Annotated in this window: 19 protein-coding genes, 2 tRNA genes and 1 other RNA gene; 11 read left to right on the forward strand and 11 right to left on the reverse strand. The window is 68.1% G+C overall.

All coding sequences use genetic code 11. From position 1 onward, the window contains the following. Positions 1–338 precede the first annotated feature (338 nt). Together HY726_05590 and HY726_05595 are read left to right on the forward strand one after the other, a co-directional pair. Positions 339–1,256, forward strand: a complete 918-nt coding sequence (locus tag HY726_05590; protein MBI4608465.1) for an enoyl-CoA hydratase/isomerase family protein — start codon at positions 339–341, stop codon at positions 1,254–1,256. An 8-nt stretch (positions 1,257–1,264) separates the two neighbouring features. Then, entirely contained in the window at positions 1,265–2,464 is a 1,200-nt protein-coding gene (locus tag HY726_05595; GenBank protein MBI4608466.1) for a CoA transferase, read from the forward strand. 34 nt (positions 2,465–2,498) lie between these two features. Here the strand turns inward: HY726_05595 and HY726_05600 are convergent, their stop codons facing one another. The 8 genes from HY726_05600 to HY726_05635 form a co-directional block, all read right to left on the reverse strand. After that, a complete protein-coding gene (locus tag HY726_05600; GenBank protein ID MBI4608467.1) occupies positions 2,499–4,868 on the reverse strand; it encodes a xanthine dehydrogenase family protein molybdopterin-binding subunit in 2,370 nt (789 codons plus the stop codon). After that, positions 4,754–5,242 (reverse strand): 50S ribosomal protein L17, encoded by a 489-nt coding sequence (gene rplQ, locus HY726_05605; protein MBI4608468.1) that lies wholly within the window; start codon positions 5,240–5,242, stop codon positions 4,754–4,756. The genes HY726_05600 and rplQ overlap by 115 nt, the downstream gene beginning before the upstream one ends. Positions 5,243–5,282: 40 nt before the next feature. Next, complete coding sequence (locus tag HY726_05610; protein ID MBI4608469.1) at positions 5,283–5,531, reverse strand: hypothetical protein; 249 nt, start codon at positions 5,529–5,531, stop codon at positions 5,283–5,285. Next, on the reverse strand, positions 5,528–5,866 hold the full coding sequence (locus tag HY726_05615; protein ID MBI4608470.1) for a DUF5615 family PIN-like protein: 339 nt from the start codon (positions 5,864–5,866) through the stop codon (positions 5,528–5,530). The genes HY726_05610 and HY726_05615 overlap by 4 nt, the downstream gene beginning before the upstream one ends. A gap of 9 nt (positions 5,867–5,875) precedes the next feature. Continuing rightward, complete coding sequence (locus tag HY726_05620) at positions 5,876–6,124, reverse strand: DUF433 domain-containing protein (protein MBI4608471.1); 249 nt, start codon at positions 6,122–6,124, stop codon at positions 5,876–5,878. Positions 6,125–6,726: 602 nt separating this feature from the next. Continuing rightward, a complete protein-coding gene (locus tag HY726_05625) occupies positions 6,727–6,993 on the reverse strand; it encodes a hypothetical protein (GenBank protein MBI4608472.1) in 267 nt (88 codons plus the stop codon). Between the two features lie 82 nt (positions 6,994–7,075). Continuing rightward, entirely contained in the window at positions 7,076–7,246 is a 171-nt protein-coding gene (locus HY726_05630; protein ID MBI4608473.1) for a hypothetical protein, read from the reverse strand. Between the two features lie 130 nt (positions 7,247–7,376). Next, a tRNA-Leu gene (locus HY726_05635) sits at positions 7,377–7,463 on the reverse strand. A gap of 30 nt (positions 7,464–7,493) precedes the next feature. Here HY726_05635 and smpB point away from each other — a divergent pair. From smpB to HY726_05680, 9 genes are all read left to right on the forward strand, one after another. After that, a complete protein-coding gene (smpB, locus tag HY726_05640) occupies positions 7,494–7,979 on the forward strand; it encodes an SsrA-binding protein SmpB (protein ID MBI4608474.1) in 486 nt (161 codons plus the stop codon). A gap of 21 nt (positions 7,980–8,000) precedes the next feature. Continuing rightward, positions 8,001–8,353: a transfer-messenger RNA gene (gene ssrA, locus HY726_05645) on the forward strand. A gap of 116 nt (positions 8,354–8,469) precedes the next feature. Next, positions 8,470–9,972, forward strand: a complete 1,503-nt coding sequence (locus HY726_05650; protein MBI4608475.1) for an N-acetylmuramoyl-L-alanine amidase — start codon at positions 8,470–8,472, stop codon at positions 9,970–9,972. Beyond that, positions 9,972–10,706: a ribonuclease PH gene (gene rph / locus HY726_05655; GenBank protein ID MBI4608476.1), complete on the forward strand. Its 735-nt coding sequence runs from the start codon at positions 9,972–9,974 to the stop codon at positions 10,704–10,706. Before HY726_05650 ends, rph begins: the two co-directional genes overlap by 1 nt. 165 nt (positions 10,707–10,871) lie before the next feature. Continuing rightward, positions 10,872–11,516, forward strand: a complete 645-nt coding sequence (rdgB, locus tag HY726_05660; GenBank protein ID MBI4608477.1) for an RdgB/HAM1 family non-canonical purine NTP pyrophosphatase — start codon at positions 10,872–10,874, stop codon at positions 11,514–11,516. A 39-nt stretch (positions 11,517–11,555) separates the two neighbouring features. Then, positions 11,556–11,632, forward strand: a tRNA-Pro gene (locus tag HY726_05665). A gap of 143 nt (positions 11,633–11,775) precedes the next feature. Further along, on the forward strand, positions 11,776–13,509 hold the full coding sequence (locus tag HY726_05670; protein ID MBI4608478.1) for an EAL domain-containing protein: 1,734 nt from the start codon (positions 11,776–11,778) through the stop codon (positions 13,507–13,509). Positions 13,510–13,517: 8 nt separating this feature from the next. Then, positions 13,518–17,051, forward strand: coding sequence for an ammonium transporter (gene amt, locus HY726_05675; GenBank protein MBI4608479.1), 3,534 nt, complete (start codon positions 13,518–13,520; stop codon positions 17,049–17,051). A gap of 95 nt (positions 17,052–17,146) precedes the next feature. Then, the gene (locus HY726_05680) at positions 17,147–17,536 is read left to right on the forward strand and encodes a response regulator (GenBank protein ID MBI4608480.1); all 390 of its coding nucleotides are present in this window, start codon (positions 17,147–17,149) and stop codon (positions 17,534–17,536) included. 111 nt (positions 17,537–17,647) lie between these two features. On the opposite strand, the gene HY726_05685 is transcribed toward HY726_05680, so the two are convergent. From HY726_05685 to HY726_05695, 3 genes are all read right to left on the reverse strand, one after another. Then, entirely contained in the window at positions 17,648–18,103 is a 456-nt protein-coding gene (locus HY726_05685; protein MBI4608481.1) for a hypothetical protein, read from the reverse strand. Positions 18,104–18,367: 264 nt separating this feature from the next. Then, positions 18,368–19,390, reverse strand: coding sequence for a polysulfide reductase NrfD (nrfD, locus tag HY726_05690; protein ID MBI4608482.1), 1,023 nt, complete (start codon positions 19,388–19,390; stop codon positions 18,368–18,370). A gap of 206 nt (positions 19,391–19,596) precedes the next feature. Continuing rightward, a partial coding sequence (locus tag HY726_05695) for a hypothetical protein (protein ID MBI4608483.1) occupies positions 19,597–19,771 on the reverse strand: 175 nt, incomplete at its 5' end.

Here is a 19,771-nt window from a genome sequence, read left to right on the forward strand (position 1 = left end):
GATTTGGAGTGATCACGAGTCCGCGCCAGCCGTGCGCCGGGGCGCCCTGCCTCGCTTCAGGCCTCCTCGCCTCGACGGCCCTGGCTCGCTCGGCCGCCTCCGCTGGCCCCCCCATCCCCCCGGGGCGGGGGGTAGTCTTCGCGGCCCAACGCTGTTGAGCCGCTCAGAGCGCTTCGGCGACCTGCGCTTCGCCGCCCGCTACGGCTCGTCGGATTCGCTCGGCAGGGCATCCCCTGCGCACGACCACTCCAAATCGTGGGGCATTATCTAGGCGGTTGGAGGGAGCCGATGGAGTGGGGGGGCGCATCCGACCAAGCGTCGTGAAGGATGGGAGACCCATGACTGCCAGGCCAAAGAAGACCACACCGAGCGGAGGCGTCCAGCGGCGATACGGCGACATCCTCTTCGAGGTCAGGGACGAGGCCGCCTGGGTCACGATCAACCGCCCGCGCGTGCGCAACGCGTTCCGCGAACAGACGCTCGACGAGATGACGGAGGCGTTGCGCTCGACGCGCGAAGATCCCTCGATCGCGTGCGCGGTGATCACCGGCGCCGGCGACAAGGCGTTCTCCGCCGGCGGCGACTTCTACGCGATGATGCGCCTGAACCGCGCCAACGCCCATATGTGGAACGACCGCATGCTGGGGCTCGCGATGACGATCCGCGGTCTGCCCATCCCGGTGATCGCGATGGTCAACGGCTGGTGCATGGGCGGCGGGCACGAGCTGGCGTTGTGGTGCGATCTCGTGATCGCGTCAGACAACGCGGTGTTCGGCCAGACCGGCGCCAAGGTCGGGGCCTGCCCGACGGTGGGCGCCACGCAGTATCTGCCGCGCTTCATCGGCGAACGGCTGGCGCGCGAGATGATCTTCCTGGCCCGCACGTTCACCGCCCAGGAGGCGGTGGCCATCGGTCTCATCAACAAGTGCGTGCCGCAAGGGGAACTGCTCAAGGAGACGCTCCGGTGGTGCGAGACGATCAAGGGGCACAGCGCTCAGACCCTGCGCGCCACCAAGAAGTCCCTGAATCACGAGTCGGACGAGCTGTACGCGTCGTGGCAGCATGGGATGGAGCTCCTGGCGCACATCTGGGGCTCCGAGGAGAGCCTCGAGGGGATGCGCGCGTTCCTCGATAACCGCAAGCCGGACTTCAGGAAGTTTCGCCTCAAGAACAAAGCGGCGCTCGACGAATACCTGAGAGGTCTCGAAGGCGGCGAGAACCAGCCGCCGCATCTCCGGCGAACGGAGGCGGACTGAGGGAGGCCATGGCGGACGCGGGAGGCGCGCTCGAGGGCGTCCGGGTCGTGGACCTGACGCGCGTCCTGGCCGGCCCGTGGTGCACGATGGCGCTTGGCGAGCTGGGCGCCGACGTCATCAAGGTGGAGTCGGTCGGGAACGGCGACGACACGCGCGCGTGGGGCCCCCCGTTCGTGGGGAGCGAGTCCGCGTACTTTCTCGGCGTCAACCGCAACAAGCGCAGCGTCACCCTCAACCTGGGGTCCAGCGCCGGACGGGACATCCTGGCGGGGCTCATCCGGAAGAGCGATGTGCTAGTCGAGAACTTCAAGCCGGGCACGCTCGAGCGATGGGGCTTCACCAGCGAGTGGTCGGCGGCTCACGCGCCCCAGGTGGTCCGCTGTTCGATCACCGGCTACGGCGCGACCGGGCCGAAGGCGGACCTGCCGGGGTACGACTTCATCCTGCAGGCGGAGTCGGGCTTGATGAGCATCTGCGGTGAGCCCGATGGCGCGCCGATGAAGTACGGCGTCGCCATCGTGGACCTGGCGACCGGGATGCTGGCCTGCGCCGCGATCCTCGGCGCGCTCGCCGCGCGGCACCGGACGGGCCGGGGACAGCACGTCGAGGTCTGCCTCTACGACACGGGCCTCGCGTTGCTGGCAAACGTGGCGGCCAACCATCTGGCCTCGGGGAGCGAGGCGCGCCGGTTCGGCAACGGCCATCCGAACATCGTGCCCTACACGGGCTACCCGGTGGCGGACGGCATGATCGCCATTGCCGTCGGCAATGAGGCGCAGTTCGGAAAGTTCGCCGCAGTGCTCGGGCATCCCGGGTGGGCGGAGGACGCGCGCTTCGCGCGTAACCGGGAGCGCGTGGTCAACCGCGAAGCGCTCGATGCGATGATCGCCGAGATCCTGCGCAACGACTCCGCGGAAGCCTGGATCGCGAAGCTGCGCGCGGCGGGCATTCCCTGCGGGCGCATCAATACCGTGTCGGAGGCGCTGAGCGACGCGCACACCGCCGCCCGCGAGATGGTGGTGAGCCTGCGACACCCGGCGGCGGGTGAGGTGAAGACGCTCGGCATCCCGTTCCGCATGGCCGGGACGCCCGCCTCCATCCGCCGGCCGCCGCCGACCCTCGGGCAGCACACCGACGAGGTGCTCCAGCACGAGTTCGGCTACAGTGCCGAGCGCATTTCGGCCCTGCGCCGGGAGGGCGTGGTTTGAGCGGGGAGTCTCGGGGCGATGCGCGGCGTGTCGGCTAAGTAGCGTTCCGCGCCTGCGCGTCCCGGATCGCGCGCCACACGCGTTCGGGCGTCGCCGGCAGCTCGATGTGCTCGACGCCCAGCTCGGCCAGAGCGTCGCAGATCGCGTTGATCACAGCGCCGAGCGCCGGCGTCGTGCCGCCCTCGCCGCCGCCGCGCAGCCCGAGCGGATGCGCCGTGGACGGCACCTCGCTGATCTCCGTCGTGAGCGACGGCAGCATGTCGGCGCGGGGGAGGGGGTAGTCCATGAGCGTCGACGACAGGAGTTGGCCCGTCTCGGCGTCGTACGCGCACTGCTCCCAGAGCGCCTGGCCCACGCCCTGCGCGATGCCGCCGTGCGTCTGGCCGTGGAGGATCAGGGGGTTCACGGCGCGCCCGCAGTCGTCCACGGTGGTGTACCGGACGACCTCGGCCACACCGGTTTCGGGATCGACCTCGACCTCGCACACCGCGCAGCCGTACGGGAAGGACGGCACGGGTAGCTCTTCGTCGGACGTGCCGGCGAGCGGGCCGCGACACTCCGCCGGCGCCTCGGCGCGCAGCGCCGCGCGCGCCGCCTCGAACAGATCGACCGCGCGGTTCGTGCCCTTCACGCGGAAGCGCCGCGCGGCGAACTCGATGTCGGCGTCGGCGGCCTCCAGAAGCCAGGCCGCGATCCGCTTGCCCCTCTCCACGATCTGGTCGGCGGCCTTCGCCATCACGATGGCAGCCAGCCGCAGCGCGCGCGCCGAATGCGCCCCACCGCCCACAATCGTCACGGCGGTGTCGCCGGTGACCAGACACACATCAGACAGCTCGACCCCGAGCCACTCGACCAGGAGCTGCGCGAAGCTCGTCGCGTGGCCCTGGCCGGACGAGAGCGTGCCCAGTACGAGGTCGACCCGACCCTCGGGGTGGACGGTGATGTGGGCGCGCTCGCGTGGAAAGCCGGTGTTGAGCTCGATGTAGTTCGCCAGGCCGATCCCGCGATAGCGCCCGCGGCGGCGCGCCTCGGCGCGGCGGGCCTCGAATCCCGCCCAGTCGGCGAGCGCCACCGCCCGGTCCATCGCGGCCAGGTAGTCGCCGCTGTCGTAGACGACGCCGACCGCGTTCCGGTACGGCATCGCGCGGGCGGGGATGAGGTTCTTGCGCCGGAGCTCGAGGCGGTCGAACCTGTGACGGCGCGCGGCGAGGTCGATCAGCCGCTCCATGACGAACGTGATCTCGGGGCGTCCGGCACTCCGGTACGGCGTGGTCGGCGACGTGTTCGTGACGACGGCGCGGCCGCGTACGGACGCCACGGGCACGCGGTAGACCGTGCCCGTCAGCGCCATGCCCTTGTTGAGCGGGTGGAACGAGACGGCGTGGGCGCCGATGTTGCTCGTGTTGGTGCCGCGGAACGCGAGGAAGTTGCCGCCGGCGTCGAGCGCCAGCTCGGCGCGCGCGGCAAGATCGCGACCCTGGTAGTCGGCCAGGAACGCCTCGCGCCGATTGGCTGTCCACTTCACGGGATGGCCGACCCGGCGCGCTGCCCAGGCGACCAGCACGGACTCGGGATAGCAGCTGTTGCGGGTCCCGAAATTCCCGCCCACGTCGCGCGCCACGACGCGCACGGCGCTCTCGGGAACGCCGAGCGCCCCGGCGACACCGGTCTGCGTCCGGCCCGTACCCGCGGCCCCGACGTAGACGGTGTAGCGGCCGGTCACCTGGTCCCAGGCGCCGACCGCCGCGCGCGGCTCCATCGTCACGCCGGTGACACGCTGCACCCACGTCTCGAGCCGCACGGCGTGCGCGGCCCGCGCGAAGGCGGCGTCGACGGCCGCGGCATCCCCGGCCACCGCCTCCACGCACACGTTCGACCCTGTGCCGTCATAGAGGGTGGGCGCGTCGGTGGCGGCGGCGGCGAGGCTGCCCGTCACCGCCGGCAGCGGCGTCCAGTCCACGGAGACGCGCTCGGCGCCGTCGCGCGCCGCGGCCGGCGTCTCGGCGACGACCATCGCGACGATCTCGCCCACGAAGCGCACGCGGTCGGCGGGCATCGGGGGATGCGGGGCGACGAACCGCACGTCGTCGCTTCGGATCACCTCTTCGTACGGATTTCCCGGCATCGGGGTGTGCGGGATCGGCTTCACGCCGGCGCCGGCGGCGTCCGCGCCGGTGAGCACGGCGATCACCCCCGGCGTGGCGCGCGCCGCCGCGCTGTCGATCAGCCCGACGCGCGCGTGGGCGTGCGGTGAGCGCACGAAGCACGCATAGACCTGGCCGGGCAGGTTTACGTCGTCGCTGTAGCAGCCCGCGCCGACGAGCAGGCGGGCGTCCTCCTTGCGGCGGACGGGCTTGCCAAAGCCTTCGCGGGCCGCGCGCGTTCGCGACTGGAGGAACGACATCTTCGTCTCCGGACCCCCCACATCGATTTGAAGCAGCGCAACCCCCGCTCGCGCGCCGCCGTGGCCGCGCCGTTGCACGGGGTTCGGCCCAGGGCGGACCCGCGGCGGCAGAGGGCTTTTGTCCTTCCTACGCTCTTGCCCGCCTTGATGATCCTGGTGTAGCCACCATGCCGCTCCCCGTAGCGAGCGGCCACCGTGTCGAACAGCTTTTTCACCACGGTCTCATCGGGCATGAGGCGCAGCACCTGGCGGCGGGCGTGGAGACTCTCCCGCTTGGCGAGGGTGATCATCCCATCGGGCAGGCCCCGAATCGCCTTCGCCTTGGCCTCGGTGGTCGTGATCCGCTCGTGGTGGAACAGGGCGGGCCCAGCGATGGGCTCACCCGCCCCAGCTTCTTTCCGGCCTTGCCGTGTCTCATCGAAGCCCTCCACGCCCGCCGGCGCCGAGGACCGCGGGGTCGATCCTCATCCCCAACGACAACCCGAAGCCAGCGAGCGCAGTCTTAATCTCTTCCAGGGATTTCCCTCCCAGGTTCTTCACCTTCTCGATTTCGGCCTCCGTCCTCTGCACCAGGTCCGCCACGGTCAGGATATTGGCGTGCTTCGATGCATTGACAGCCCGGGTCGGGAGCGGCAGCTCCTCCAGAAAGGCCGCTATCCCTATCGCGGTGGGCGTGAGATCCGAATGCGCCCACCCCGCACAGTCACGACCGAGTGTGCCGACAGTTCCCGGCCGTAATCTGTCAGAACCCTTTCCATCAGCTTAATGCGCCGCTCTGCGGGAACGTCGGGCAAACGAACAATGCCGCAGTGAGACACTCCTTCCATGAAGATGAATTCGCCAAAATCTTTATCCATCGTGATCAGCACTCGTCCTTGGGCGCTTGCCCATTCCAGGAGCACGCGGTCCCCGGGATCAGGGCCTCGTTCCCGCGACTCCACCACATCGTCCTTCTCGTCGCAACCATTCTGCCAGGCGGCGCCCTGCACACCTGTCAATGAGGAACCTCACTTGTCTGCGACTCGAACGGCGTCGAGAGAGTCGTTGGCAATCACCGCGTGCGCATACGCTAAGCAAGCACGGATATCTTCCGGCTCCAGGTCAGGATAGTCGGCGAGAATCGCGTCAATGGTCTCGCCCTGCGCCAATAGGCTCAGAATCAATTCCACGGATACTCGCATCCCACGAATAATTGGCTTTCCCCCAAAGATCTCAGAGTTCGCCGTAATGCGTTTGAGAAGCTCTGGCTCTGTCATGGCTGCACCCCTATAAAAAGGCATTCCATCTCATCGGGCCGCTGCCGTAGGCATGACGTCCGCGCGGGTTTTTTTCCGCTTTTGAGGACAGCCCCCGGGCCATACCATGGGAAAGGGCTCCAGCTGGCTCATCCAACCATCCTCAAGCCGCAGGGGAATTCTAGGCCCTTATCCCGAACAACTACAAGAGTCCTGTTGTTTTGCGGGAGTGGGAGCAGGAGCCCCTGGACCCCATCATCTCGCCGCCTCCCACCCCGTATCGCTTTTTGATGCTATGAAAGCGCTGCACTTCAGCGCGCCGAAAGCCAGGAGGTCCCGGACACTAGTCTCGTAGACTTCTCACTCCAAGTCCTGGGGTATAGGCTGCCTTGAACCAAGTACGTCCCCGCTCGTGGGGGTAAAGAGGGGGTCTCTGAGCAGGATGTCATTGATCTTCCATTCGCGGGCAATTGCAGTTACCAGACCTCTTTCCGGTCCGGGGGAAGCTCGAAACCAGTACGGCGAGCTTAGCCCCCGCACGGGAGGGGACAAGCAGCGTCGCCTGCTACTCGGCGGCCAGAGGAAGTTGGGACTCCAAGGTTGGAAGCGGGCGAGACGTGAGCCTAACGGTGCTCCAAGACGGCGATTCGCCCATCCAGGTCCAGAAGCCGCCGGTCCACCTTGCTGAATTCCTGGCGAACCTCGTTGCGGAAGCGCTCAAGCTTTTCATCCAGCGCGGTGAGTCCTTCAGCGATTAGCTGGATGTCGGACCGCAAGCTCTCGCCAACGACCTCGAAATGTCGGCGAGTCTCTGCGGCGCTGGTCTGGATATCGTGCTGGAGTTCCTGTCGAAGCCGATCAAAGCGGGCGTCGAGCGGGTCGGAAGCCATGAGCCATACTCTCTACGCCTCGTCTGCTCGTGTCAAGGGTATCGGATGTAATACATCTCGGCGGCTCACCCCGTCGTTGCCCTCATTCCATCTTCGCCAGCTCCGCCTCCGCCTGCGCCAGCCAGAAGCCCGTGTCCATCTCGCGGTACAGCGCCGCCGCGGTCGTGAGGTGCTCCTGGGCACGCGTTCGGTCAGCGATACACCGGTACAGCCGGTCGAGACCCAGGTGGCAGCGGGCGACGAGTGGGCGCATGCCGACTGCCGCACGAGTAAAGCAGGCGGCGGAGCGGGTCGCCCCGGAGCGGAGTGACACCAGTATTAGCACTGGAGAGTGGAGAGCCGCGCGGTTATGATGGGGGTGCGGGCTAAGTGGTGGTCAGGATTGGTGCCGAAGGGGGGACTCGAACCCCCACACCCTTGCGGGCACTAGACCCTGAATCTAGCGCGTCTGCCAATTCCGCCACTTCGGCTCCGGGCAAGCCTCACGATACTACACGGCGATGGCGCCAAGTCAAGGGGACCGGAAGGCCGCCGAGCGGGCCGTGGCCACCAACCGGAAGGCCTGGCACGACTACCAGATCCTAGAGACCTACGAGGCCGGGCTCGTCCTCCGGGGCACCGAGGTCAAGTCCCTCCGGGAGGGCAAGGCCAACTTCAAGGACAGCTACGCCGCGGTCGAGGGCAACGAGGTCTGGCTGCTGGGGTGCCACATCAGCCCCTACCATCACGGGACCGACGCCAACCACGATCCCGACCGCCGCCGGAAGCTCCTCCTGCACCGGGGCGAGATCAACCGGCTCCTGGGGAAGACGCAGGAGCGCGGGTTGACCCTGGTGCCGCTTCGTCTATACTTTAAGCATGGCCGGGCCAAGCTCGAGCTGGGCCTGGCGCGGGGCAAGAAGCTCTACGACAAGCGCCGGGCCCTTCGCGAGCGCGAGACCCGCCGGGAGATGGACAAGGCTATCCGCAGCCGCTCCCGCGAGTAGCCAGATCAGAAACGGAAAGGAGGGGGCGACCGGTTTCGACGGGGATCAGTGAGGCGCAGGCGGCGTCCCGAGGTCCTCTTTCCTCGTAAAACCGAGAGGACGGTTATAGCTGCCGACACTCAGCTAGCCCTGGCCGCTTAAGACGGCCACGTCCCGCCGGGTCGGGCCACCGGGATCCGGAACTGGGGCGTCATACTCTGGTGGCTGGCCCTGATCCCGGCCTCGGGGTGAGGGGCGAGAACCTTCGAGGCTGGCTCCCCGGTGATCCCGCTGGCAGGAGCGCTGGGGGGCGAGAGCAAGAATGCCAGCTACGGATGTAGAAGCCTGACGCTGAGGGTTTCCGGACGCGGGTTCAATTCCCGCCGCCTCCACCAACCGGATCGGGGCTCGAGGATTCGAGCCCCGATCTTTGTTTTCGCGGTCCTGTAAAAAGTTTTGCGGCGGGCCCGCTGCTGCTAGAATACGCCCTACGGACGGAGCCCGCCTCGCGATGCGATGCCTGCTGGCCGGATGGGTCCTGGGCAGTCTCCTGCTGGGTCTCTTCGAGGGAACCGCGGAAAGCCGAACTCTCTCGGTCGAGATCCGGGGCCAGGAGCGCGGGCAGCTTCCCGTCTTCTTGACCGAGGACGGGGTCGGCTATGTCTCGCTGAGCCGCCTCGCCCGGCTCCTCGGGGTCAAGGCCGCGTGGAGCGACAAAGGAACCAGGGCGACGTTCAAGGTCGGCACGCGGGCGGCCCGGCTCGTGAAGGACCGGGCCCAGGTGGTCGTGCAGGGCAAGACGGTCCGCCTCTCGGCTCCGGTGCGCGTCCTCTCCAGCGGCTGGGCAGTCCCGGAGGAGTTTCTAACCAAGGCCCTTCCCCTCCTGGTGCCGGCCGTCGGTGTGGGCGAGTCGCGCCCGCCGCCACCAAAGCCGCGAGTGAAGCCTGCGCGGGCGGCCGCGGCGCTCGAGGATCTTCGGTTCCGCTCCTACCCCTCGTTCACGCGGGTGGTGCTGGAGGCGAGCGACCCGTTCGAGTTTGAGCTGGAGCTCGGTCCCTCAGAGGTCAGGGTCAGGCTGTCGGGGCTCGCGGTGGAGCACGAGCAGGCCGAGCAGCTTCGGGACGGCCTGATCCGTGGCCTCTCCCTGGAGCGCCGCGGAGCGGAGGCGCTGCTCAGGGTGAGCCTCGAGGCCCCGCTGGGCGAGGCGAAGACGAGCGTCCTCCGCGAGCCCTACCGGGCGGTGCTGGACTTCCACCGCGCCCGGGAGCGCGCCGACACGCTCAGGACCCAGGCGGGTCCCCTGAAGGTCATCGTGCTCGATGCCGGGCACGGCGGTCACGACCCGGGCGCCGTCGGGCCGAACGGGCTTCAGGAGAAGGAGGTCGTGCTGGACGTGACGCTCAGGGTCGCGAAGATGCTGGAGGAGGGGCTCGGCGTCAAGGTGGCCTTCACGCGGACCGGCGATTATTTCGTCCCGCTGAGGGACCGGACCGCGTTTGCCAACGCCCAGCGGGCCGATCTCTTCGTCTCGATCCACGCCAACGCCCATCGCGCCTCGGTCTGGGAGGGGGTGGAGACCTACTTCCTCTCCTCGGAGGCGTCGGACAACGACGCCCGGCAGGTCGCGGCGCTGGAGAACGGGGTCATCCAGCTCGAGACCCGCCCCCCGCGCGGGAACCTGGATATCCTGAAGACGATCCTCTGGGACCTGGCCCAGTCCGAGTTCCAAACCGAATCCAGCCGCCTCGCCGAGATCGTCCTCGACTCGATGACCGGCTCGCTCAGGATCGCCAACCGGGGCGTCAAGCAGGCGGGCTTCTACGTGCTGGGCGGCGCCGCCATGCCGGCGATCCTGGTCGAGATCGGCTTCGTCACCAACCGGAAGGAAGAGCGAAAGCTCATGGACTCGCGGTACCGCGAGCAGGTCGCCCGCGCGATCTACGCCGGGCTCGCCGAGTACAAGCGGCGCTACGATCAGAAGATGCGGGCTATCCTGATGGAGGGAGCGCGCTGATGCGCCACGACGGGCGCCGCCCGGATCAGCTCCGGCCGGTCAGGATCACGCGGAACTTCCTCCGCCATCCCGAGGGCTCGGTGCTCGTGGAGTTCGGCGAGACCAGGGTCATCTGCACCGCCTCCGTCGACGACAAGGTCCCCCAGTTCCTGAGGGGCCAGGGGCAGGGGTGGGTGACGGCGGAGTACGGGATGCTCCCGCGCGCGACCTCGACGCGGATGACCCGGGAGGCTAACCGCACCGGCGGGCGCGCTCAGGAGATCCAGCGGCTCGTGGGCCGGTCCCTGCGCGCGGTGGTCGAGATGGCCAAGCTCGGCGAGCGCACCTTCTGGGTGGACTGCGACGTGATCCAGGCCGACGGAGGCACCCGCACGGCCGCCATCACCGGCGGCTTCATCGCCCTCGCTGACGCGTTCGGGAAGCTGGTCCAAGGCGGCCTCCTGCCCGGCCTGCCCCTCCGCGACTGCGTGGCCGCAGTCAGCGTGGGCGTCGTGGGCGGCCTGCCGGTGCTGGACCTGGACTACGTCGAGGACTCTTCCGCCGAGGTGGACATGAACGTGGTCATGACTGGAGCGCGGGAGTTCGTCGAGGTCCAGGGGACCGCCGAGCACATGCCGTTCGGACGCGATCGCCTCCAGGAGATGCTGGCCCTGGCCGAGGCGGGGATCGCCCGGCTCGTGGCCCTTCAGCGGCGGGCCCTCGAGGCCCGTGACGACGCCGTCTTCTCCCTCTAAAATCCTCGGAGGGGGGCTCCGCCCCCCTTCCGATGCCTCCCCCCGTTGTTCGAGCGTGGCGGGGTCGGCCATGCCGGGAGGCAGGCCGCCCGCCGCGCGAGGCCCGAGTTAATCGCGCGGGCCAAGCCCGCGCTGGGAACGCTTCGGCCGGGTGCGGGTCGACGATTGGAGGATTCGAGTCGAGTTTTCCGGCACGCCTCTAAGCCCCGCCTCGTTCTCGCCACCCTCAACGCCGCCAAGGCCCGGGAGCTCGAGAGCCTTCTGGGCGCGGTGCCGTTCGACGTGGTTCCGCTCGCGGCGTTTCCCGAAGCGCGACTGCCCCCGGAAGAGGTCGGCTCCTACGCCGCCAACGCGCTGGCGAAGGCGCGCGCGGCCGCCCGGCTCGCCGGTGCGCTGGCCCTCGCCGACGATTCGGGGTTGGAGGTGGACGCGCTCGCCGGCGCGCCCGGAGTCGCGAGCGCCCGCTACGGCGGTCCGGGGTTGAGCGATGCCGGGCGCTGCGCCCGGCTCCTGGAAGCGCTTCGCGGGGTGCCTGCCGAGCGCCGCACCGCCCGCTTTCGCTGCGTGATCGCGCTCGCCGATCCCGCGGGGCGCGAGCGCGTGGTGGAAGCGACGGTGGAGGGGCGCCTCACGCTCGCGCCGCGGGGGACGGGCGGCTTCGGCTACGACCCGATCTTTCTCTACCCGCCGCTCGGCCAGACCTTCGCCGGGCTGGCGCAGGAGGTCAAGAATCGCGTGAGCCACCGGGCGCGCGCGGTGGCGCTCGCCCGGGAGCTTCTCCTCGCGTGGTTCCCCGCGGCCGAGCCTTGATCGGCCTTCGCGCGCCACTTATACTCGTGACTGCACATTCGGGGTGTGGCGCAGCCTGGTAGCGCACCTGCTTTGGGAGCAGGGGGTCGGAGGTTCAAATCCTCTCACCCCGACCAACACGTCCAGCGTTTGGGGGAACAGGGGAGCGGGGAAGCATCTCGGGTGCGTGGCCTCCTTGAGTGGTGCCCCGTCCAGGCACCGAGCCCTTTGAACACGGTGTAAATCTGCGTCTTCCGGTGCGAGATCAGCGGGAGGGGCTATGGATCGCCGGTTGGTGCTCATCGTGGATGACGACGCCGAGGCCCGGGAGATCCTCCGGCAGGCGTTCCTCGCCCGGGGCTACGAGTGCGAGGAGGCCGGGGACGGTGCGGAGGCGCTTGAGCAGTTCCGCGCAAGCCGTCCGCTCCTGACCATCAGCGACGTCCGGATGCCTGGGATGGACGGCCTGGAGTTCCTCAAGGCCGCCCGGGCCCTCGACCCCACCGCAGCCATCGTCATGCTCACCGGGGCCGACGACGTCCAGGTGGGGGTCGAGTGTATGAAGCAGGGCGCTTCCGACTACCTTGTCAAGCCCGTCAGCAGGCGCGACATCCTGGACGCATCCGAGCGGGCCCTGGAGCGGCGGCGGTTGCTGCTCGCCCGCGACGAGGAGCAGGCCCAGCTCGCCCGCCGGGTGACCGAAGTTACCCGCGACCTCGACTACGTGAGCCAGTACGACGCGCTGACCGGGCTCGCCAATCGGGCGCTCTTCCAGGACCGGCTGGGCCGCGCTCAGGTCCGGGCCGAGCGGAGCGGACAGCCGCTCGCTGTCATGCTCGTCGATGTCGACCATTTCAAGGCGATCAATGAGTCGCTGGGCTACGAAGCCGGCGACCTCTTCCTCAAGGGAGTGGCCGAACGCCTCCGGCAGTGCGTACGCGCGGTCGACTCGATCGCGCGCCTCGGCGCCGACGAGTTCGCGATCGTCCTCGAGGGACTGGGGCGGGCCGAGCTGGCGGCCGTGGTCGCCGAGCGGACCCTGGCGAGCTTCGCCGTGCCGTTCCTGGTGGCCGGGCGCGAGCTGTTCGTGACGGTGAGCGTCGGCATTGCGGTCTACCCCGCCGACGGCGCCGACGCGGGCGCGCTTATCAAAAACGCCGACGCCGCCCTGTCGGGCGCCAAGGAACAGGGCCGCAACGCCTTCCGCTTTTACACGCCCGACCTGAACGCCAGCGCCCTCGAGCGCCTCGCCCTTCAGGCGGGCCTGCGCCGCGCCCTCGAGCGGGGCGAGCTGAAGCTCTACTACCAGCCGCAGGTGGAGCTCAAGACCGGGCGCGTGACCGGCGTCGAGGCGCTCCTGCGCTGGCACCACCCCGAGCGCGGTCTGGTGCCGCCCGGGGCCTTCATCCCGCTCGCGGAAGAGAGCGGTCTCATCATCCCCATCGGGGAGTGGGTGCTCCGCGCCGGGTGCGCCCAGGCCCAGGCCTGGCAGGCGGGCGGCGTCGGGCCCCTGCGCGTTGCCGTGAACCTCTCGGCGCGGCAGTTCCGCCACGCCCGGCTGCGGGAGAGCGTGGCCGCCGCGGTCGCCGAGGCGGGTCTCGATCCCAGGTTCCTCGAGCTCGAGTTGACCGAAGGCCTCCTTATGGATCCCACCGACGCGGTCACCCGTACCCTGGCCGACCTCAAGGCGATGCGCCTCCTCATCGCGATCGACGACTTCGGGACCGGGTACTCGTCGCTGAGCTACCTCAAACGCTTCGCCGTCGATATCTTGAAAATCGACCAGTCCTTCGTCCGCGACCTCACGACCGACCCCAACGCGCTGGCGATCGCCGAGGCCATCGTCGCCCTGGCGCGGTCGCTCAGGCTGGCGGTCGTCGCTGAGGGCGTGGAGACCAGAGAGCAGGTCGACGCCCTCCTGGATCTCGGGTGCGACGAAGGCCAGGGGTACTTCTTCAGCCGGCCGGTCCCGCCCGACGCCTTCGCTCAGTGGCTGGCCACGTGGCGATCGTAGACACAGTCATGGACAAACCATTAACCGACGTCCTCTGGGTGGCGTTCAGCGCGACGCTGGTGTTTCTCATGCAAGCGGGATTCCTCTGTCTGGAATCGGGGTTGACGCGAAGCAAGAACAACATCAACGTCGCGATGAAAAACCTGACCGACTTCGGGATCTCCGTTATCCTCTTCTGGGCGCTCGGGTACGCGCTCATGTTCGGCGCGTCGAAGGCGGGATGGATCGGATCAACGGGCTTCATGCTCCCGATCGGCCAGGGCGGGATGTGGCTGGCTGTCTTCTTCCTGTTCCAGGTCATGTTCTGCTCGACGTCCGTGACGATCGTCTCGGGGGCGGTCGCGGAACGCATGCGCTTCAGCGCCTATCTCATCACGGCCGCCCTCGCCTCCGGCCTGGTCTATCCCGTCTTCGGGCACTGGGCGTGGAACGGCGAGTACGAAGGGTCGTGGGCCGGCTGGCTGGGGAAAAACGGGTTCGTTGACTTCGCGGGCTCGAGCGTGGTTCACAGCGTGGGGGGCTGGGTTTCCCTGGCCGCGCTCCTGATTCTTGGGCCGCGCGCTGGCCGCTTCCCCCAAGACGGCCCGCCCAGAAGGCCACCAGGCGCCAACGTCCCCCTGGCGATGCTGGGCGTGATGCTCCTGTGGTTCGGCTGGTTCGGCTTCAACGGCGGCAGCACCCTCGCCCTGAACGAGCACGTGCCTCCGGTCATCGCAAACACGGTGCTGGCGGGGGCGACCGGGATGGTGGCCGCGCTCGGGATCGGCTGGTATATCCGGGGGCGCGCCGACGTCGATCTCGTCATCAACGGCTCACTGGCCGGCCTGGTCGCGGTCACGGCGAACGCCCACGCGGTTTCGGCTCTCGCGGCAGCGCTGATCGGCGCGGTCGGCGGGGTCGTGATGCTGGCCGCGGATCGCTTGCTGGAACGGCTTCGAATCGACGACGCCGTTGGGGCGATTCCCGTTCACCTCGGGGCCGGCATGTGGGGGACGCTGGCCGTCGCGCTGTTCGGCAGGCCGGAGATGCTGGGGACCGGCCTGGGTTTCGGTGCCCAGCTCAAGGTCCAGCTTCTGGGGATAGCGGCGTGCTTTCTCTGGACGTTCGGGGTGAGCTATGTCGTGTTCAACATCGTGAACCGGGTCCACCGCCTCCGCGTGACGCCGGACCAGGAGCACGCCGGCCTCAATGTGGCCGAGCACGGTGCCACCACGGAGGTGCTCGACCTGCTCACGGTCATGGCCTCCCAGGAGAAGACCCAGGACCTGAGCCTGCGGGCGCCGGTGGAGCCGTTCACCGAGGTCGGGCAGATCGCCCAGCTCTACAACCGCGTGATGGACGCCCTGGAGCGCGCGGTGGCCAAGACTCAGGCCATCGTCACCACGGCGATGGACGGCATCATCACCTTTTCGAAGGACGGGCTGCGGATCACCTCCTCGAACCCCGCTGCGGAGGGTATCTTCGGGTATCGGGGAGACCAGCTCACGGGCGAGCCGATTACGCGTCTTCTGGGCCCGCCATCGAGCGGCGGTCCCGGCGCGGCCGCCGGCCCTGTCCACTCCACGCTTTCCGGCCTCGTGTCGTCGGGCGGTTATCGTGAGATGCTCGGCCGGCGCGTGAGCGGCTCGACGTTCCCGATGGAAGTGATGGTGACCGAGGCGAAGCTGGACGGCGAGGTGTTCTATACGGGAACATTCCGCGACATCACCGAGCGCAAGCGGGCCGAGGCGGCGCTGCGGGAGAGCAAGGCGCAGGTGAGCCTGCTCCAGGCGGTCGCTGTGGCGGCCAACGAGGCGTCCAACGTCGAGGAAGCCATGCAGATCGCCCTCGACCAGGTTTGCGCATATACCGGGTGGCCTGTCGGGCATGGATATCTCCTGGCGGATGACGGGACCGGAGCATTGGTCCCGACAGGGCTCTGGCACCTCGACCAGCCGGACCGGTTCGAGACTTTCCGGCGCGTGACGGAGAGCACGCGCTTTCCCCCCGGGATCGGATTGCCGGGTCGGGTCTTGAGGAGCGGGAAGCCGGCCTGGATCATCGACGTGACCAGGGATCCGAACTTCCCGAGGGCGAAGGTCGCAACGGATATCGGGGTCAGAGCCGCGTTTGGGTTCCCTGTGCTGGCCGGGGCCGAAGTGGTCGCGGTGCTGGAGTTCTTCTCGCCTGTGCCGCTCGAGCCGAATGAGCCCTTGCTGGATGTGATGGCGCACATCGGCACCCAGCTCGGGCGGGTGATCGAGCGCAAGCGGGCCGAGCGCTCGCTCGAGCGCCAGCGAATCCAGCTCGAGAAACTCTCGCGGAACCTCGAGCAGCTCTACCGGCTCTCTACGGCCATGCAAGAGCCGCTCTCCCTCAAGGAGCAGCTCAGCCGGGTCCTAGAGGGTGCCCGCCAGGTCGTCGTCATCGACCGCTGCTTGATCTGGGGCCTGACCGCCGACGAGAACGCGGTGGCCATGCTGGCGGGCGCCGGGTTGTCAGAGCAGGAGTGGGCCGCCGCGCAGCGACTCCAGATCCCGCTTGCTGAAGCCGGGGCCATGACCAAGTGCTTGCGGGAGAACCGCTCGATGTTCTTCGACGAGGAGCACCCAGTCCCCGCCGAGCTCCGGCTCCGGCCGCCGTATTCCAACCTGCATCCGTTGCGTACGAAGAGCTTCCTGCTCGTCCCGATGGTGGCCCGCGGCCGGCCCGTGGGGGTGCTCAGCGTGGACAACCGGCGGAGCCGGGTCCCGATCGACCCCCGGACGGCGGAATTGCTTCAGACGTTCGCTGCCCACGCCGCGGTGGCGATCGACAACGCCAGACTCTTCCAGCAGCTCGATGAAAAAGGGCGCCAGCTCGCGATCGCCAGCCGCCACAAATCCCAGTTCCTCGCCAACATGTCCCACGAGCTGCGGACTCCCCTGAACTCGATCCTGGGCTACACCGAGCTGGTCGTTGACAGCATCTACGGTGAGGTGCCGGACAAGATCCGACAGGTCATGGAGCGCATCGAGAAGAGCGGTCGCCATCTCCTGGGCCTCATCAACGATGTCCTGGACCTGTCCAAGATCGAGGCGGGCCAGCTCACCCTCGCGCTGGCCGATTACTCCCTGAGGGATGTGGTCAAGGCGGTCATCACCCAGGCGGAACCCCTCGCCGCGGCCAAGAACGTTGCGCTGCAGGTCTCGGTGCCGCCCGGCCTCCCCCGCGGCCGGGGCGACGAGCGTCGGATGACTCAAGTGCTCGTCAACTTGGTCGGCAACGCGATCAAGTTCACGGACAGTGGCGAGGTGCGGGTGGAGGCGAGGGTTTCGGACGACTGCTACCTCGTCTCCGTCTCCGATACCGGTCCCGGGATCCCCGTCGCCGAGCAGCAGCGGATCTTCGAGGAGTTCCAGCAGGCCGACAGCTCACCGGCGCGGAGAAAGGGCGGCAGCGGGCTGGGCCTGGCGATCGCCAAACAGATCATCGAGCTCCATGGCGGACGTATCTGGGTGGAGTCGGAGGTCGGAAAAGGCTCGACGTTCTCCTTCATCCTGCCTCGCCACGTCGAGCGTTAGGCGACGCTGTGAGCGAGCGGATCCGGATCGCGCGCGAAGGGGTCCAGGTCCTGAGGCAGCTCGCGAGTTGACCGTCCGCAGAGGAGAGGATGGCCATGGGGAAGCGGCGGATCTTAATCGTTGATGATGACGCGCACTATGCGGACGTGTTGAAGACGGCGCTCGAGGGGATCGGGGCCTACGAGGTGAGGACGGAATCCGAGCCCACGAGAGCCGTCGCCGCTGCCCGAGACTTCAAGCCCGACCTGATTGTCCTGGACATCATGATGCCGGAGGTGGACGGCGGCGAAGTGGCGGCCGAGATCGGGGAGGACGAGGCCCTCCAGCACGTTCCGCTCGTGTTCCTGACCGCGGCGGTCACGCAGGAGGAGGTTGCTGCCCGGGGTGGGGTCATCGGCGGGCGAGTCTTCATGGCCAAATCGGCACCCCTGCGGAAGCTCGTCCACTTCCTTGAGGAGCAGCTCGGGAAGTCAGACGCCTCGTGACCTGTGCTCCGGCCCCAGCGAGAGGGCGAGTCGCAGCCGTGGGGTAGTCCCGTCGGTCTCGCACCAGCCCGCGAACACACGTGCGAGTCGAGATTACTTTATGTTGGTGCCCTATGGGGATGGGCTTAAGGTCAGCCCGCGAATACTTCCCGCCGGAATCTCGGGCACGAGTTGGAGAAGGCTTTCCGTATCGATCGTCGCATACGCTGTCGCCCAATCGTATTCAGCAGCTACGTCGAAGGCTGCATACCACGGATAGCTCGCATCCCAGCCATAGCCGGTTGAGGTGACGAAACTCGCCTCATCGGCTCCCCCACTACACAGGCCTGACGGACTCGACGTCTCGCCGTGGTTGTTGAGCCAGAAATTGGCCGTTCCCGCGGTTCCTCCCCCACTGGAGAAGTCATGGCAGTCGTGCGTCACGTTATTCTTCAGATGGTTGTCCTGAAGGGTGTTGCCAGTGGAGAACAGAGTGACTCGAATGCCATCAGTCGTGTCGCCGGAAGTCGTGTTGCCATTGTTCCTGATCTGGTGAACCTGCCGAGTTAGCTTCAACCACGAGGACATGCGCGCTGTGTCATCCGGAGAACCCAGACAGGAATCACCGGAAAAGTTACAGGCCCGCGCCCTGAGTATCCAAGTGGGGAAACACTTGAGATGCCCACCCGGAAAATCCCGCACTGCGCGCGGTGGCTGCCCGGGGGTGCTTCGCCACGACTTCCGCCGCGGCGCGGAATTATGGTGAACGCCTGACTCCCCGCGCCTTCGGCCGACCCAGGCCTGTGGCGCGGGTGCGCCTCCGGCGTGGGTACCCGGGCCCCTCCGACGGACCTACCCCCCGATGCCGGGAAGCGCGGAGACGCCGGGGCCTGGGACCGGCCACAGGGAAGGCGGAAACACGAGCGGGCCCTTCAAATCTCCTCCCCACACGACGACGTAGCGGAGCAGAAGCCCGCCCACGAGGACGAGGAGAAACTTAGCGTAGAGGATCCAGCGGATGCGAACGTGCAGGAGGCGCTCGCCGATGGCGTAGAGCACGCTGGCCAGGAGCGGCGCCGCGAGCGCTGGCCCCACGAATCCCCACCAGAACCAGGGCGCGAGGTCGCCGCGGGTGACAAACCGGAACGCGAGCTGCTGCCCCAGCGTCCCCACGGCAAGCGACGCCAGGAACAGGTAAACCCACGCACCCTCCGCAAGAACGGTGACGACGTCGGCCTGGCTTGCGAATTCGGCTCCCGACCAGATTCCTTCCGACGCCGTGCCCGCCCGAGTCCGATCCGGGCTCCCAGAGAGCAGACCGGCCAGGCCGCATGCGGCGAAACCAGTCGAGAATCCCGAAAGGAGGAACAGGACCGGGAGATAGTTGCCGTCCCAGAACGGCACGAACCAGCGACCGCCGGGGACCAGCCACGTGGCCGAGAGGAGCCACCCGGTGTACAGCGACATGAGCAGCCCGAGCGGGATGCCGAGCGCCGCCAGCACGAGCCTCAGCCGACGCCCGAGGTTGAAGTGCCAGGCGGCGGCGTACGCCACGCTCAGCGGGGCGAAGACGCCGAGGATCCAGCCGCCGATGGTCATCCACGACTGGTAATTGGTGAAAAAAAGCGGGAACGCGAAGCCCCGCTCAGGCTTGCCGAGGTGGAAGCTCAGGGAGAGGCCTCCGAGCAGGATCGCCGGGACCGTCAGGTAGCCGGCCATTCGGGCGAAGCTACGGAAACTCTCGCGCCGCCCCGCCAGCAGGTCAGCGACGCCCGCGATCGTCATCGTGCCGCCGGCCAGTCCACCCAGGAAGAGATACCAGGGGATGTGGAAGCTGAGCCCCCACTTCTGCTGCCAGAGAACGATCTGCTCCATGGCGCGCCCTCCGCGTCCGAGCTTGCCTATTACTTTGGGGCGCGCGCCGCCGTCGCGTCGATGAGGCAAGGGGCTCATTTTTCTGGAGCAACCGGCGGGGCTTCAGGAGCCTATCGGAGTAACACCCTTCGAGCGCGGGCTTCGCCCGCGCAACCGATTCCTTGGGGAGGCCTCGGAGGGGGCCGTCGAGGCCCCCTCCGACTGACCTACACTCGGACGGAAAACGGGACCGGGCGGGGCCGGCGCATGAGGAGCAGGAAGGGGATGAGGAGCAGGAAGAGCCACGTCAGGCGCCAGAAGTCGTCGAGGAACGCCAGGAACAGGGCCTGCTTCTGCACCGGCTCGTACATGGCGCCCCAGGCCTGCTGCTGGGCCGTGTAA

The organism is Candidatus Rokuibacteriota bacterium, from assembly GCA_016209385.1.
In the GTDB taxonomy this organism is placed as follows: domain Bacteria; phylum Methylomirabilota; class Methylomirabilia; order Rokubacteriales; family CSP1-6; genus JACQWB01.